The organism is Streptomyces sp. DSM 116793, from assembly GCF_057320905.1.
In genome coordinates this window covers 3,940,227-3,956,358 of record NZ_CM170494.1, presented here as the reverse complement: position 1 = coordinate 3,956,358, position 16,132 = coordinate 3,940,227, and the positions used below count along the sequence as shown (strand labels likewise).

The window sequence follows — 16,132 nt, the reverse complement described above, 5'->3', positions numbered from 1 at the left end:
CGTCCTCCGAGGGGTTCGTTTCGATGTACGCGGTACGACTGTTCGGGGCTGCGCCCCGTCAGGGACGCGCCCCTTGCGGGGCTCACTCGACCGGAAGGCCCCACCGTGGGGCGGGCGCGTTCGGGGTGACCGGGCGGACGACGGGCGAGGGCCGGCTGCCGTGCGGGTGGATCCACGCCTCCTCGCCCCGCCGCAGTTCGATCCGGAACGTTCCCCCACCGAGGTCCTCGAACGCCAGCCCCCGCCCCCGCGCATCCCGGACGTCGACCGGCCCTTCGATGTCCGTCCGCACCACACAGGGCGCCCCGGCCTCGCTGAACAACCGCACCCACCGCGTCGCACCGCCCTCCCGTGCCGCGCTGAGCAGGAACGCGCCCTGCGTCCGGAAGTCGTGCACCGTCACGTCCCGCCAGTTGGACGGCACCGCCGGGAAGACCCGGATGACACCGCCCCAGCTCTGGCAGACCATGTCGTGCAGGGACTGCGACGCCGACAGCGGTGTCTCGATGACGGGGCCGGACTCCTTGTAGAGCGTGTTCGGCTGGACGTACAGCCGCAGCAGGTCGGACAGGTAGCCGGCGGCCCGGTCGCCGTCGAGCATCTGTGCAGAGAAGGACGCCGCCCCGGTGTAGCTGTAGCCCTGGAGGGCGCCGGTGAAGCTGATCCAGTGGTCGAGCGAGGTGCTGATCAGCTCGCGGTTCTCCGGCTGCTCCCAGTTGACCAGGTACAACGGGTAGACGGACAGCATGTGCGAGTAGTGCCGGTGGGACTTCGCGAAGGGCTGCCCCGCGCCGATCATGAAGCCGTTCTCGTCGGTCGGCGCGGGCACGAGCCGGGCCAGCACGTCCCGCCAGCGCGGCGCGAGCGGGTCGTCGACGCCGAGGGTCTCCGCGGAGTCCAGCAGCGTGGTGCAGCCCCACCGGATCAGCGCCAGGTCGTAGTTGGTGTCGGGGGTGTCGACGCCGTACTCCGGCGAGAACGTCTTCGGCAGGTGCAGCTTGCCGTCGCTGCCCGGCTGAAGGAAGTGCAGGTAGTAGTTGATCGCCTGGCGCAGCAGCGGGAAGACGACGTCGCGCAGGATCGACTCGTCCATGGTGTGCCGGTACGACAGCCAGACGTTGTGCAGCGCCCAGGTCAGGTTGCCGACCTCGGGCGTGGGCGGGTCCTGGCCGGGGATGCCGCCGCCGGTGCCGCCGGGCCCCGCGTCGGTGCCGTGGCTGAGCGTGATGTCGTTCGACCGGGCGATGACGAGGGAGTCGGAGCGGTAGGCGGGCGCCGTCTGGGCCTTGATGTTGTCGCGGAACTCGCTCAACGAGCGGGTGACGGCGTCGAGTTCGAGGTGGTTGGAGCCGTGGATGAGCCAGTACTCCAGCTGGACGTTGAGGTTCCACCAGGACGCGGGCCACGGGGTGGGCTCCAGCCAGGGCCCTGTGGTGGCCATCACGGGGGCGTCCCGGCGGGCCGCGGAGGCGACCTTGTACAGCTGGATCCAGTAGAAGCTCTGCAGCCGGGCGTCGGGGATCGACAGGAAGCTCTTGCGGTAGTAGGCGTGCCACCAGGCGCGGTGGCCGAGGGCGTGCCCGCCCAGCGGCAGCAGCGCCGCCTCGCGCACGGTGCGGCGGGCCGCGGCGGTGGCGCCGGTGCCGGGGAAGGAGTGCGCGACGGTCGCGTAGAGGGTGCGGGCCCGGCCGCGGGTCACCTCGCGCCAGGCGGTGACGTGCTGCCCGCCGCCCAGCAGCGACTGCACGGCGGTGCTCGTGCCGCCGTCCTCGGTGACGACCGCGGGCGGGTTGCCCGTGTAGCCGTCGGGCAGCGGCTTGAACGCGGCGCGGGGGCTGATGGCGTCCGCCGGGTGGAAGACCCAGCGGTGGTCGCGCTCGCCGTCGCTGGGCGTGATCTCGACGGCCAGCACCTGGCGGGTGGCGTGGATGAGGGCGCGCAGGCGCAGGGTGCCGGCGTCGGTGGTGACGGTGCCGGTGAGTTCGCCGTTCCAGAGGTCGAGGCGCCAGTCGACGGCGGTGATGGTGCCGACCGGCTCCAGTGTGAAGTAGCCGATGGGCAGCCGCGCGAGGCCGAAGAGGGAGCCGAACTCGGGCCGGTGGTCCTGGACTTCGGAGTGCTGGACGTTGAAGCGGACGGCGTTGGCGTCGGGTTCCGCGTAGATGCCGGAGCCGAGGAAGCCGTTGCCGAGGAACGGGCCCTCCTCCCAGGTGGCGGGCAGCTTCTGCCAGACCAGGTCGGAGTCGGCGAGGACGTCCGCCCAGGGGCGGTCGCCGCCGTCCCGCACGGCCAGCGGGGCCCCCGTCCCGTCCGCGGCCCCCGGCTCGGGCGCCGCCGCCGCCGTCCCGGCCGCTCCGGTTCCGACGGCCGCACCGGCCAGCGCGGTGCCCAGCACCACGCGCCGTGACACGTCTCGTCTACTCCCCATCACGCCTCACGCCCCTTGAGATCCGTTCGCCTACATGAACACAGATCCGATGTATGACCCTCCGGGACGCTAGACCTGGCCAGGACCCAAGTCAATGACTAGAACACCGGCTCAAGCCATCCGACGACTGAAGGCGAGCCCGTTGTCCGAGCCGGCCCCCATGGGTGAGCCTGTCGTCGGGCCGGCCCCGGAAAGGGGCGCGGGGAACTGCGCGACCAGCCACGACGCAGTCGCACCGGGCCGACGGGCCGAGGCCCTTGCGGCCCCGCATCCGACCACCGGCCGGTGCGCCCGAGCGCGCCCCCGCGGCGGAGCCGCATCTCGACACAGCGCCGCGTCCCTGCGGGGTGCAGGTTGTTGTAAGGGTGCCGGCGGAAAAGGGGCGCGGGGAACTGCGCGACCAGCCACGACGCAGTCGCACTGGGCCGACGGGCCGAAAGCCTCTTGCGGTCTCGTATCCGACCACCGGCCGGTGCACCCGAGCGCGCCCACGCGCCGGAGCCGCATCTCGACGCACCCCCGGGCGGCCCCTGCCGGAGGCAGCCCCCGCCGGGGAAACCGGGGCCCGGGGTGGGCGAACGGCGAAGCCCGCCCACCCCGGAAAGGGGCGGGCGGGCGGGAAAGTGGAGCGACGAGGACCCGCCTCGGTCGAACCCCTCAGTCGGAAACCCCCGCAGGAGCAGCCGCGGAAACCCCCGGACCCCCCACATCGTCCCCGTCCGTGTTGACCCGGTCGAGAATCGCGTCCCGCTTGGCCGTGGACTCCGGCTTGATCCACCCGATCACGGTGTACAGCACCAACGACGTCGCCACCGGTGTGGCCGTCTGGATCTGTGTGCTCAGACCGGAGATGCCGTAGTTGGTGAGCCAGAAGGCGAACAGCCCCAGCGCCCAGGAGACCAGCGCCGCCGTCGGCCCGGACCGCCGCCACGGCCGCAGCATGCCGAGCATGAAGGGGATGGCGATGGGCCCCATCAGCCCGGCCACCCACTTGATCACGACGGAGATGATGCTGCCGAAGGTCGGCGAGGACACCTGCGTGGCGATCGCCATGGACAGCGCGAGGAACGCGATCGTGGTCCACCGCGCGGCGATCAGCCCGGCCCGGTGTGTCCAGGTCCGGGCGTGCTTGTTGATGACGGGGAGGATGTCCCGGGTGAAGACGGCCGCGATGGAGTTGGCGTCGGACGAGCACATGGCCATGGTGTGCGAGAAGAACCCGACGACGACGAGCCCGAGCAGCCCGTGCGGCAGCAGCCGCTCGGTGAGCAGGGCGTAGGAGTCGGACGCGTCCGGCTTCTTCGCGTGCACCAGCAGCGGCGAGGCCCACATCGGGAAGAACAGCACCGCCGGCCACACCAGCCACAGCGCCGCCGACAGCGCCGCGGACCGCGAGGCCGCACGGGCGCTGCCGGTCGCCATGTACCGCTGGGCCTGGTTCCACATGCCGCCGTTGTACTCGAACGTCTTGATGAACACGAACGCCAGGAAGAACGTCACGGTGTAGGGGCCGGCGGTGGGGTCCCCGTGCCCGGGGGGCAGCTTGTCCCAGACGGTCCACAGGCTGGAGAAGCCGCCCAGCTCCGCCAGCACCGCCACCAGCATCGTGATGCCCGCGACGAACTGGATGACGAACTGCCCCATCTCCGTGAGCGCGTCGGCCCACAGTCCGCCGATCGTGCAGTAGATGGCGGTGACCACGCCGGTGATCAGGATGCCCTGGTTGAGGGAGAGCCCGGTGAAGACGGAGAGCAGGGTCGCGATCGCGGCCCACTTCGCTCCCACGTCGACGATCTTCAGCAGTCCGCCGGATATCGCGAGCGCCTGCTGGGTCGTCACGTTGTAACGGTCCTTCAGGAACTCCAGGGGCGAGGCGACCCCCAGCCGGGACCGCAGCCGGTTGAGCCGCGGCGCGAACGTCTTGATGCCGATCGCCACACCGATGGCGATCGGGAACGACCAGGTGGCGAACGAGGTGAAGCCGTACTGGTAGGCAATGCCCGCGTACCCCGTGAACATGACGGCGCTGTAGCCGGACATGTGGTGCGAGATGCCGGACATCCACCAGGGCATCTTGCCGCCCGCGGTGAAGAAGTCGCTGACGTCGCTCACGCGTTTGTGCGACCAGTAGCCGATGGCCGCCATCACGCCGAAGTAGGCGATGAGCACCGCCCAGTCGAATCCGTTCATGCCCCCTCCTGGGGTCCGCCTTGTGAACTTCCGTGTACCGGTGCGCTCTTCGCCAGTACTCCCCACGGCGTCGGGCGTGGGCGGGGCCCCCAGGTCGGGCAACCGTTGCGGGAGGGGACTTCGGGGATTGAACCGTCGGATCCAGGGCCCGGTCAAGACCTGCAAGGTCACGGATATGAACGGAGGTCAGAAAGCAGAACGATTTTACGTTCTCTTGACCTGCTGGGCGGTTGTCGCGACGGCACCGGCGAATCCACCATGAGCGGGCACTTCGTCAGACATACCCAAGACAGGCCCGCCAAGAAGACGGCCGCCCAGGGATGCGGGTCCCGGGCGGCCGGTGGTGCGGGCGGGCGTGCACACCGGGGCGGGATGTGCACGTATGCGGACATGGCCGAGCCCCCTCGGCCGGGACGGCGAACCAGTCGAGAGGGCTCACTGCGTGGTGCATGGGCGGGCGGTCACGCCCGCGTGTCAGTCGAGGTCGAACGCGCCCCGGCTCACCTCCGACACGAAGGCGGTCCAGGATCCGGGCGCGAACGCGAGCGAACGCCCTTCCGGCACCTTCGAGTCCCGCACCGCGATCGCGTGCGAAACCGGGGACTTGACCTCGATGCACGCGCCGTTTCCGGTGGAATACGAGGATTTGGTCCACGCGGACGTAGCGCCCTGCTTGATTGCCATGATTGCTCCGGTTCAGCCAGTCGTCAGTGAACTGGTGCGCCGCCGCCGGGCGGCGTACCGCCGACGCCGGGGCGCCGACTGCGATCGACGCTACTCGTCCCGCGCGGACGCCGAACGAGGCATTCACTCGACTGGATGGCATATTCCAACGGTGCTTCCGCCGTCACCTGGGGAGGTGTACCGTGCGACACCTTTGGAACGAGGGGGATTTGGGGCTCCGGCTCTCGTCCGCTATGGCGGCGTTCGCCAGCGTACGTCGTCCTCCTCGGAGCGCGTGACCCCTTGTCAGTGCATCCCTGGTTTCAGTGCATCCCTTGTCGGTGCGCGTAGTCCTTTATCAGCGCGCGTAGTCCTTTGCGATCTTTGAAATCAGATCGCGTGACTGCTCCGCGTTCAGGGCCTGTGCGCGCAGGTGCTCGTACATCACGCTGTATTTCTGGACGTCACCCGACTTCTCCAGGTAGAGATCGCTGGTGACCCCCTCGATATACACCACGCTTGAATCGGTGGCCTCCGGGAATTCCAGAATCGCATACTGGCCGTTGAGCCCCGGATGCGCCCCCATCTCGAACGGGATCACCTGCACGGTCACATGCGGCAGCTGGGACTGCTCGACGAGGTGGTCGAGCTGGTCCCGCATCAGGCCCCGGCCGCCGACGACCCGGCGCAGCGCCGCCTCGTCCATGACCGTCCACAGCCGCAGCGGGTTCTCCGAGGCGTAGACGCGGTCCTGCCGGCGCATCCGCACCTGCACCCGCTTCTCGATGTCGGCCTGTGGCGTCTCGGGCAGCGCGCCCTTGATCAGCGCCTCCGCGTAGCTCCGGGTCTGCAGCAGGCCGGGCACGACCTGCGGATCGTAGACGCGCAGCGACGCGGCGTCGGTCTCCAGGCCGATGTAGACGCTGTACGGGATGTCGCCGAAGGAGTGCCACCAGCCCTGCTGCCGGGAGTCCTTCGCCATCTGCATCAGCGACTCGACGACGCGGTGGTCCTCCACCTCGTAGACCCCGCACAGGTCGCGGACGTCGCGCTGGCTGATGCTGCGCCGGCCGTTCTCCAGACGGCTGATCTTCGACTGCGAGACCAGCAGCCGCTCGGCCACCTCTTCGGCCGTCATGCCTTTCAGCTCGCGCAGTCTGCGCAGTTCCTGGCCGAGACGGCGTCGTCTTACGGTGGGATTGACGTGGGACGCCACGGACGTGCACCTCCGGCTTTCGGCCTGCGGGCCTGTACTTTGCGTATCTGCTGTTGAGCAGATTGCCACCAAGAGGCTCGGCGCCGCTGGGAAACGGCGGATATGCAAGGGGTATGCGGCGGATCCGCCATAAATATACGGCGCAAAGCGGGTACTTGACCGGCGTTTTGCAGGTCCGGACGCCCCCCGGCGTGCACCCCCGTGCCGGAGACCTCGCCCCGGGGGAGCCGGGGTGCCACGGCCCACATGGGGCCGCGCGGGGCGGTGGGCCGTGTCGTCGTCCGTGACGTCCGGCGGTCACCGCTCCGCGCGGCCCAGCGGCTCCCGGGCCGGGTCCGGCGGACTGCGGCTCGGTGGCTGCGGCGCGGTTCCTGAGTCCGCGCCGCAGCACTCGCTGGTTCGTCGTTGCTGAGCGTCGTTGCTGGTGTGTGGGTCTTGGTGCGTGGTACGTGGTGCGTGGTGCGTGGTGCGTGGTGCCGGGTGGGTGGTTCCTGGGTTCCCGGCTCGTGCCGGCTTGTGCTGCTGGTCGTTCTCGGGTCGTACGGTCGTTCGTCGGCGGCTCTGCCGAGCCGTCCCGGGCCGGTACTGGATCGTGGTCCGGGATGGTGCCGGCTGCCCGCAGGGCCGGTCTCGCTCCGTGGTGCGGTGCGCCCCGGGTGTCAGTGGGCCACGGCGCGTGCCATGGACCCGCGGCGCGGCTGCATCGGGACCCTGCCGGGCTCCGGTGCCGGCCGCCCTGCCGCCTGTCGTCCGGTGGGGGCCGGACCGCGCCGGGGCTGTGCCGCGACACCGTTCTGGACGTCCATCACGGCGTGCGCCACGAGGCCGCCCATCGGGTCGTGCCTGATGAGGTCCCGGAGCCGGGAGCGGGAGGACCGCCCCTCGTTACCGGGATAGAGGTGCTTGCCGAGGCCCACCGCATGGGCCAGCGCGGCGAGCGCCGCGGTCCGCGGGTCCGGCGGCACGCCGGTGCGGATCGCGGAGTCCAGCCGGGCCCTGATCTCCCGGCTGATGGCCGTGTCCGTCGCCTGGTAGCGAGTGGTCGGCAGCACCCCGCACATCTGGCCCGCCACGGCATGGACCATGCCGCACCGCTCCAGGTGTGAGAGATATGTCTGGCGGAGCCCCAGCCGGGGCCCGCCGATCCAGTGGACCGCCCGCACCGGGGCGCCGCGCCTTCGCAGCAACTCCAGTGCGCAGTCCAGAGTCGGATCTCCGGTCGGCCGTGGCACCACCACGGCGATACGATCCCCGTCTGGGGCTATTCGTCCGGCCAGCGCCAGCTCCACTAGCTGTGCTCCGGCCAGACCGAGGTCGAGCGACTGCGGCTGCGCTGTGGTACCCGTGGCCGGGTCCAGAGCGAGCAGCAGAAGCTCCTCCGGAAGTGTTCTGCGGCTCCTGCCCATCCATGCCTCCCCGCGTGGATGAATGACAGGGTGACCCCTCTCACATTGGTCTGTCGAGAGTGCGTGACCGCTTCGTAAGGGAACCGGTAGGTATGTCGTTCTCGTCTAGCACAGGGGTCAACCCCTCACACGGGACACTGGTACATGGTTCGGACACCGGGTTCCGGGACGGTTGACTGGGTGTTGGACGGCATGAGCGCAGGGCGTATGGAGGAGGCATCGGTGGCGGGTCAGTCCCCCGACAGGTCGGAGCAGCAGAAGACGCCGGGGGGCCCGATCGCGGCACCGGCGCCCGGCCCCGCACCCTCGTCGGACGAATCCGACCCCCGGCACGAGGTGGCCCGCGGCCGCGTCGACCAGCCGACGGCGGTCTTCCGCACACCACCCGAGCGCGACGAGCCCTCAGCGGCTCCTGCGCGGAGAAGGACGCCCGACGGGGCGGGATTGGTTGCGCCGCGCCGGCAGGAGGCGGAAAGGGACGAGCGGGGCTCGTCCGGTGAGGAGGACGCGTCCGGCGATCCGGAATCGTCCGGATCCGGCGAACGGGTCTCGTCCGGGTCCGGCGATCGGGTCTCGTCCGGCGGCTTGGGTTCGTCCGGCGGCTTGGGTTCGTCCGGTGACCTGGGTTCGTCCGATGATCCGGGCTCGTCCGGTGCTCCTGGCTCGTCCGGTGGCCCTGGCCCGTCCGGCGCCTCGGACGCCGGCGGTGCCTCGGACTCGTCGGGGGAGCCGGACGGCTCCGGTGGCCGGGAGGCCGGCTCCGGCGGTTCCGGCGCGCGTGACGCTTCGGGTGAGGACGGCGGTGGCTCGGACGAGGTCGGCGGTGGCTCGGGGGAGTCTGGCGCCGGTCGCGGGGACGAGGGTGCCGCCGCCGTCGGCGGCGAGGATTCCGGTAGCGGTGCGGACGGCGGTAGCGGTGCGGACGCGGGCGCAGGTCAGGGCGCGGAGGACGACGCGGACGCGGAGGTCGGCGACGGCGGCCGTGGCGCGGGCGGCGGCGAGGAGAGCGCGAGTACCGGCGAGGGGGCCCGCGCGGGTACCGGCGAGGCCGTTGGTGCCGGTGCGGGTGTGAGCGCTGGCGCCGGTGGGGAGCGGGGCGCTGACGAGGACTCGGGTGCCGCTGCCGGGAGCCCGGAGGGCACCGGGGATCGGGGCACCGCCGAGGGTTCGGATGTGGCGGACGGTCCGGATGCGGCGGAGGGCTCGGGTGCGACGGAGGCCTCGGGTGCCGACAAGGGCGCCGGCTCCGACGAGATCACCGGCTCCGGTGAGAGCGCCGGTGGCGACGAGCGCGCCGCCGGTGCCGACAAGAGCGCCGGTGCCGGCGACGACGCCGCGAGCAGGCCCGCCGACCGGGACGTCGATCAGAAGACCACCGCCTTCCGGGCCCCGAAGCCGCCCCCCGCCGACCAGCCGACGACCGCCCTGAAGTGGGGCGGCCCGCGCCGCGCCGGCGGTGAGGGCGAGGACGGCGACGCCCCGGCGTCCGGGACCGCCTCCCCGTCCGCCGCACCGGACGCCGCACCGGACGCCGCCAAGGCCACCCCCGGCGTCCCGCCCAAGCCCGCCACCGCCCCGGACGGTGCCCGGCCCCCCGCGTCGTCGCCCCTGCCGTCCGCCGCACGCACCGAGGAGCCGTCCTCCGGGGCGAGCGGTGCGGACGTGCCGGAGAAGGCCGCGGAGCGCACCAGCAAGTTCGTCGCCCTCAAGCCGCTCGACGAGCCGGCGCCCCCGCGGAGGCAGCAGGCCGGCACCGCGACCGGGGCCGAGTCCGGGCAGGCCCCGTCCGGGCTGGCGGACGACACCAGCAAGATGCCCGTGCCGCCCCGGCCGCCGCTCGATCTGCTCGCCGAGCTGACGAACACCCCGCCGCCCCCGCAGACCCCGCTCCGCACCCTGCTGCGGCGGATCAAGATCTGGACGCCGCTGGTGGTGCTGCTGGCGATCGTGTTCGCAGTCGTACAGGCGGTCAGGCCGCTGCCGGCCCCGACGCTCACGCTCACCGCGGACGACAGTTTCGCGTTCGACGGCGGCCGTACCGCACTGCCCTGGCCCGGCGAGGGACAGGGCTGGATGGACGTCTCGGGCATCGGGACGATGGACCACTTCGGCGCGCAGAAGCCGGTGCCGATCGGCTCGGTGGCCAAGGCCATGACCGCCTATGTCGTCCTCAAGGACCACCCGCTGAAGCCCGGTGAGGCCGGGCCGAAGATCCGGGTGGACGCGACGGCGGAGAAGGAGGGCGGCCTCAGCGCCGACGGCGAGTCCACGGTCGACACCATCAAGGAGGACGACACGCTCACCCTTCAGCAGGCGCTCTCGGCCATCATGATTCCGTCCGCGAACAACGTGGCGCGGCTGCTGGGCCGCTGGGACGCCGGCTCCCAGAAGGCCTTCCTGGCGAAGATGAACGCCACGGCCAAGGACCTCGGCATGAAGAACACCACGTACACGGACCCCTCGGGCCTCGACTCGACCACCGTGAGCAGCGCCGAGGACCAGGTCAAGCTCGCGGACGAGCTGGTGAAGATCCCCGCCCTGATGGACATCACCAAGCTGCCCTACTGGGTGGATCCCTCGGGTCACAAGTGGCGGAACTGGAACACCCTGGTGCCGTACGACGGCGCCATCGGCATCAAGACCGGCTCCACCTCCAAGGCGGGCGGCAATCTGCTGTTCGCGGCGACGAAGGACGTCGACGGGCAGACCGTCACCGTCGTCGGGGCGGTGCTCGGCCAGCACAAGAACCCGATCATCGACACCGCCAACGCCGTCAGCAAGACGGCCATGCTCGCCGCCCGAGACGCGCTGAAGTCCGCCGTGATCCTCAAGAAGGGCGACGTCGTCGGGTATGTGGACGACGGCCTGGGCGGCCACACTCCGGTGGTGGTCACCAAGGACGTCAGCGCGGTCGGCTGGTCCGGGCTGACCGTGCGGCTCGGTCTGGACGGCCGGACGGGCACGAGCCTGCCGCACGAGGCGAAGGCGGGGACCGTGGTCGGCGCGCTCAACGTCGGCGGGACCGCCGCGGGGGCCGCCGCCGGGAGCGGCGGCGGCAAGGGCAGTGCGATCAAGGTGCCGGTGGCCTTGCAGAAGGATCTTGTGGAGCCGGGGTACGGGGCGAAGTTCACGCACCTCGGGTGAGGGGGTTCCCGTGGGGTGGCCGGGTTCGGCTGCCCCTTCGGGGCAGATCCCGTGTGGGGGGTGCCTCTTTGGGTTCGTGGCGGGCTGCGGGTGCGCTGTGGCTGGGCGCGCAGTTCCCCGCGCCCCTCGGGGGTGCCTCTTTGGGTTCGTGGTTGGGTGCGGGTCCGTCTGGGCCGGGCGCGCCGTTCCTCGCGCCCCTTTTGGGGCGGCCCTGGGCCGGAGGGCGTACGTCGGTGGCGCTTGTCGCCCGTCGGGAGGCCGTCCGCGTTCCCGGCGGCGCACCGCGTGCTAGCGTCGCGAGATCGGGGTACGTCACCGGACCAGCAGCCGGAAATTCCCAGGGGCGAAGGCCCTGGAGCCGGCAAGGAGAAACGGGGAGAGCCTTCAGTGGCCACTGCGGAGCCGACGCGGGCCGACGACGCCGACGAGACGGGTGCCGGCCGGGGCGTGGGGGCGGGCGCCAGGACAGACACTCGAATACCGCAGTCCCCGGCACAGGACCCGCGGGACGGCCGCGGAGCGCCCGACCCCCCGGACGCCCCCGACACGGCGCGCCCACACCCGGAGGGCCCCGGCACGGTCGAGGGCCCCGGCGCGGGCCCGGACGCGGACGCGGAGGGCGTCCGTCCGCACCCGGAGGACGTCCGCACCCATCCGGAGGAGGTTCCGCCGTGCCCGGACGAGGCCCGTCCGCGCCCCGACGAGGAGGCGGCCCCGGGAGACCCGGAGGAGCCGGCCCAGAGGGACCCGAGCGGGTCGGCCACGGCCGCCCCGGAAACCCCGGAGACCCCGGAGATCCCAGGCACCCCGGGCACCCCGGAGACTTCCGGGTCCCTGGGCCCGGACACCCCCAACACCCCGGAGACCTCCGGATCCCTGGGCCCGGAGGCCCTGGAGGATCCGGCGGCCCCGGAAGCCCGTGCCCCCCGGCCCGCCCGTTCCCTGGCGCGTGAGCGTGTCCGCAGGTTCCTGCACCACCCGGTGACCGTGGTCACCGCCGCGGCCGCGCTCCTGCACATCGTGTGGGTGTTCGCATTCGCCAACGGTGGCGGTGACCTGGCGGCGCAGGACGCCTGGGCCGAGTTCGTCGGCCGGCACCCGGACTCCGCGTACAACCTCGCCTGGTACGGCGGCATGCACCCGGTCTCGTACAGCGTGGTGTCGCCGTATCTGATGTCGGTGCTCGGGGTCCGGACCACCATGATGGTCGCCGGCACCGTCTCGGCCGCGCTGCTCACCCTGATCCTGATGCGCAGCCGCGCCGTGGCGAAGCCGCTGCCGCCCGCGCTCTTCGGCGTCCTCGGGCTGCTCTGCAACGCCATCTCGGGACGGGTCACCTTCGGGCTCGGCACCATGTTCGGGCTGGGCGCCGTCGCCGCCGTCTTCTGCTGGCCGTACCGCTGGCGGTACAAACGGTGGGCGAAGGCGGCCGTCGCGGCGCCGCTCGCCGGCATCGCCACCGCCGCATCGCCGGTCGCCGGTCTCTTCGTGGGGCTGATCGCGGTGGCGCTCTTCCTCCAGCACCGCCGCCCCGGCGCGTACGCGCTGGGCCTCGCGCCGGCCGCGGTGGTGGGGCTCTCGGCGTGGCTGTTCCCGTTCTCCGGCACCCAGCCCATGACGATCCTGTCCGCGCTGGAGCCGATCGGGGCCGGCCTCGTCGCGTTCTTCCTGGTGCCCAAGCAGTGGAAGACGGTGCGCATCACCAGCGCCGTGTACACGCTGTCGGTGCTGCTCGCCTGGCTGGTCAGCTCGCAGGTCGGCTCCAACATCACCCGCCTGGCGATGCTGTTCACGGGCGCGGTGCTGCTGGCGGCGCTGCCGTTCACCGTGCCGCGCACCCGCAGGTGGTACACGATGGTGCTGGCGCTGGTCGGGTTCGTGGTGTGGATAGGGATACACACCGTCGCGGACGTCGTGCACACCCGGCCCGCGGCGTCCTGGGCGCGCGAACTCGCACCGCTGGTCCACCAGCTCCAGGTGGTGGGCGCGGAGCGGGGCCGGGTCGAGGTGGTCCCCGCCCGCAGCCACCGGGAGGCCTCCGCGCTCGCGCCGTACGTCAACCTGGCCCGCGGCTGGAACCGCCAGGCCGACATGGAGCGCAACCCGCTCTTCTACGACGACACGCTGAACTCGGCGAACTACCACGAATGGCTGCGCCGCTGGGCGGTGCACTACGTGGTGCTGCCCAAGGACGAGCCGGACGGCGACGGCGGACAGCGCGAGCGGCAGCTGCTCCAGCGCGGCCAGCCGTATCTGAGGCAGATCTGGGGCGACGCTAACTGGCAGCTGTTCGCCGTCACCGACCCCGTACCGCTCGCGACGCCGCCCGCGGTGGTGGACCGCGCGGCGCAGGGCGAGCTGACGATCGAGGTCAAGCGGGCCGGCCGGGTGCTGATCAGGGTCCCGTACTCGCCCTGGCTCGGCCTGGTCGACGAGCACGGCAAGGGCGTGAAGCCGCCGCAGGAGACCGAGGAGTCCAAGCACCGCGCGGACGGCGAGCCCAAGACGTACGACAACGTCAACGGCTGCCTGATGGAGACCGAGGAGGACGCCGCGGGCGACCGCTGGACCGAACTGCTGGCCCCCCACGCCGGCGTCTACCGCCTCGCCGCGCCCTACCAGCTGCCGCGGGGGACGCCGTGTCCGAAGGAGCTGCGGTAGGGGCGCGGCAGCGAGCCTCGCCCGACCCCGACCCCGACCCCGACCCCGACCCCGGATCCGGAGCCGGACTCCGACCCTGACCAGGCCCGGCCCCCGACGCGCGCGCCACGCGCACGGGCTCACCCGCACGCCACGCGCACGGGCTCACGCGCCTCACGCGCACGCGCCTCACGCGCACGTGCGCTCGCAGACCCGAGGCCGGTGCTCACCCGGTGACCGGGAACGCCACGTCGCAGACCTCGTCGTCGGGTCCGGCGGAGGTCCAGTCCGTGAAGTAGACCTCGCGGCTGGGCCCCGCGATGCCCAGGCCCTGCCGGGCGATCCACTCCTCCACCGCCTCGAAGGCGGCGATGATCTGCGGATACACCACCTGCGCCTTGGTGATCCTGGTGTACGCCAGCCGGTGCGCGCGCTCCTCGCGGGCGCGGGTGTCCCAGCTGCGGCCCTGGGCGAGCGCCCAGGCGCGGGCGGCGGCCGGGTCGCTGACGGGCACGCAGGTCTCGACGGGCCCATCACTCTCCTGGGTGACCTCGGCGTGGTAGACGACGAACGGCGGCCCCGCCACTCCGCCGCACTCCCGGGCACCGGCCAGCAGCCGGGTCAGGGAGGCGCCGATCCAGGCCGGCAGCTCGTCCGCGAGGGTGTGCCGCGCCTGGGTGATGACGTACTGCGCCGGTACGTCCACGGTCCTGATCCCGAACCTTGCGTACACCTCGGAGCCCCTCCCCGACAGGCGTGCGCGGAGGTACTCGACCAGGGTCCGCTGGGCCGCGATGCGTTCCTCGACGCCGCGCCAGTACGCGGTGACCCGCTGTGCCGCGGGCTCGCCCGGCTCACGCACCACCTCGGCGATCCCGGCGAGCGGCATGTCCAGCCGGCGCAGCAGCGCCACCAGACGTGCGCGTTCGACCTGGTCGGCGCGGTAGTAGCGGTAGCCGTTGGCCTCGTCGACGTGGGCCGGGGCGAGCAGTCCCGTGCGGGCGTAGAGCCGCAGCGCCTTGGGGGAGAGGCGGGCGCGGGCGGCGAAGGCACCGATGCTGAGCAGTGCCCCCGTACCGTCCCCCGCCGGCCCACCGTGAGGCCCCGCCCCACGGCCCACGCCGCCACCACCCACGCCGCCGCCCCTGTCGTCCGCGTCCACGTCCCCATCCTCCGCCACCGGGCACCACGCGCCCGGCCACAGAGACGATGAACTCTGCCCCAGAGACAGAGCCACCCCGAATCCGACCAGCCCCCCGGCCCCCCACGCAAACCCCGACCACAACGCACGAGCACACCGGGACCCGACCAGGGGCGCGGGGAACTGCGCAGGAAACCCGCCGGGGCTCACCGGACCACGAGACCTCAGCCACGACGGCTCAGGGGCGCGGGGAACTGCGCAGAAAACCCACCGGGGCTCACCGGACCACGAGACCTCAGCCACGACGGCTCAGGGGCGCGGGGAACTGCGCAAAAAAACCCACCGGGGCTCACCGGACCACGAGACCTCAGCCACGACGGCTCAGGGGCGCGGGGAACTGCGCAAAAAACCCACCGGGGCTCACCGGATCACGAGAGCTCAGCCACGACGGCTCAGGGGCGCGGGGAACTGCGCAAAAAAACCCACCGGGGCTCACCGGATCACGAGACCTCAGCCACGACCGATCAGGGGCGCGGGGAACTGCGCGAACAACCAAGACGAACCCGCACCTCGCCACCGACCGAAAGAGGCACCCCCCAAGGGGCGCGGGGAACTGCGCAAAAGCCCCACCGGCGCACAGCCGGTCACGGAAGACCCACGCCCCCGGGCCACCCCCGGGGCCACCCCCACGCCCCGCACCCCCTACTCGGCCAACACCTTCTCCACCGCAGCCACCACCTCCGCCGCATCGGGCACCGTCTGCGGAGCGAACCGAGCCCGCACCACCCCATCCCTCCCCACAAGAAACTTCTCGAAGTTCCACCGGACGTCCCCGACGTACCCCTCCGCATCCGCGTGCCCCACCAGCCGCGCATACAGCGGATGCCGCCCCTCCCCGTTGACCTCCACCTTCTCGGTCATCGGGAACGTCACCCCATACGTCGCCGAGCAGAACTCCGCGATCTCCTCCGCACTACCCGGTTCCTGCCCCATGAACTGGTTGCAGGGCACCCCCAGCACACTGAAGCCACGCGCCGCGTACTGCTCGTGCAGCCGCTCAAGCGCCTCGTACTGCGGCGTCAGACCGCACCGGGAGGCCACGTTGACCACCAGCACGACCTTCCCCCGGAACTGCTCCAGGTCCGCGGATCCACCCCGCAGCGCCCCGATCGGGACCCCGTACACGTCCTGTCCTGCCTGCGCATTCTGTACATCGTCGCTCATACCCGGATGCTAACGCCGATGCCGCCGCCACGGACGTGGCACGGCCCCCCGGACTCCGGATCGCCGGCGGGCCGCTCCCG

The 16,132-nt window shown here is 71.9% G+C and carries 9 protein-coding genes; 2 read left to right on the top strand and 7 right to left on the bottom strand.

From position 1 onward, the window contains the following. Nucleotides 1-82: 82 nt before the first annotated feature. The 5 genes from ACSMXW_RS15305 to ACSMXW_RS15285 all read right to left on the bottom strand — a co-directional run bounded on the left by ACSMXW_RS15305 (nucleotide 83) and on the right by ACSMXW_RS15285 (nucleotide 7,903). On the bottom strand, nucleotides 83-2,428 hold the full coding sequence (locus tag ACSMXW_RS15305; RefSeq protein WP_485806942.1) for a glycosyl hydrolase family 95 catalytic domain-containing protein: 2,346 nt from the start codon (nucleotides 2,426-2,428) through the stop codon (nucleotides 83-85). Between the two features lie 657 nt (nucleotides 2,429-3,085). Continuing rightward, nucleotides 3,086-4,618 carry a sodium:solute symporter family protein gene (locus tag ACSMXW_RS15300; protein WP_485806941.1) on the bottom strand — a complete coding sequence of 511 codons (1,533 nt, stop codon included), beginning with the start codon at nucleotides 4,616-4,618 and terminating at the stop codon, nucleotides 3,086-3,088. A gap of 474 nt (nucleotides 4,619-5,092) precedes the next feature. After that, on the bottom strand, nucleotides 5,093-5,302 hold the full coding sequence (locus tag ACSMXW_RS15295) for a DUF397 domain-containing protein (RefSeq protein WP_485806940.1): 210 nt from the start codon (nucleotides 5,300-5,302) through the stop codon (nucleotides 5,093-5,095). A 337-nt stretch (nucleotides 5,303-5,639) separates the two neighbouring features. Then, nucleotides 5,640-6,497 (bottom strand): helix-turn-helix domain-containing protein, encoded by an 858-nt coding sequence (locus ACSMXW_RS15290; protein ID WP_485806939.1) that lies wholly within the window; start codon nucleotides 6,495-6,497, stop codon nucleotides 5,640-5,642. Nucleotides 6,498-7,156: 659 nt separating this feature from the next. Further along, complete coding sequence (locus ACSMXW_RS15285) at nucleotides 7,157-7,903, bottom strand: GOLPH3/VPS74 family protein (RefSeq protein WP_485806937.1); 747 nt, start codon at nucleotides 7,901-7,903, stop codon at nucleotides 7,157-7,159. Between the two features lie 192 nt (nucleotides 7,904-8,095). Here ACSMXW_RS15285 and ACSMXW_RS15280 point away from each other — a divergent pair, with 192 nt between their 5' ends. Then, on the top strand, nucleotides 8,096-11,047 hold the full coding sequence (locus tag ACSMXW_RS15280; RefSeq protein ID WP_485806935.1) for a serine hydrolase: 2,952 nt from the start codon (nucleotides 8,096-8,098) through the stop codon (nucleotides 11,045-11,047). A 942-nt stretch (nucleotides 11,048-11,989) separates the two neighbouring features. Then, nucleotides 11,990-13,708: an MFS transporter gene (locus tag ACSMXW_RS15275; protein WP_485808057.1), complete on the top strand. Its 1,719-nt coding sequence runs from the start codon at nucleotides 11,990-11,992 to the stop codon at nucleotides 13,706-13,708. Nucleotides 13,709-13,913: 205 nt separating this feature from the next. On the opposite strand, the gene ACSMXW_RS15270 is transcribed toward ACSMXW_RS15275, so the two are convergent. Both ACSMXW_RS15270 and ACSMXW_RS15265 read right to left on the bottom strand, forming a co-directional pair. Beyond that, nucleotides 13,914-14,807, bottom strand: coding sequence for a MerR family transcriptional regulator (locus tag ACSMXW_RS15270; RefSeq protein WP_485808055.1), 894 nt, complete (start codon nucleotides 14,805-14,807; stop codon nucleotides 13,914-13,916). 723 nt (nucleotides 14,808-15,530) lie between these two features. Then, the gene (locus ACSMXW_RS15265; protein ID WP_485806933.1) at nucleotides 15,531-16,052 is read right to left on the bottom strand and encodes a glutathione peroxidase; all 522 of its coding nucleotides are present in this window, start codon (nucleotides 16,050-16,052) and stop codon (nucleotides 15,531-15,533) included. Nucleotides 16,053-16,132: the final 80 nt, after the last annotated feature.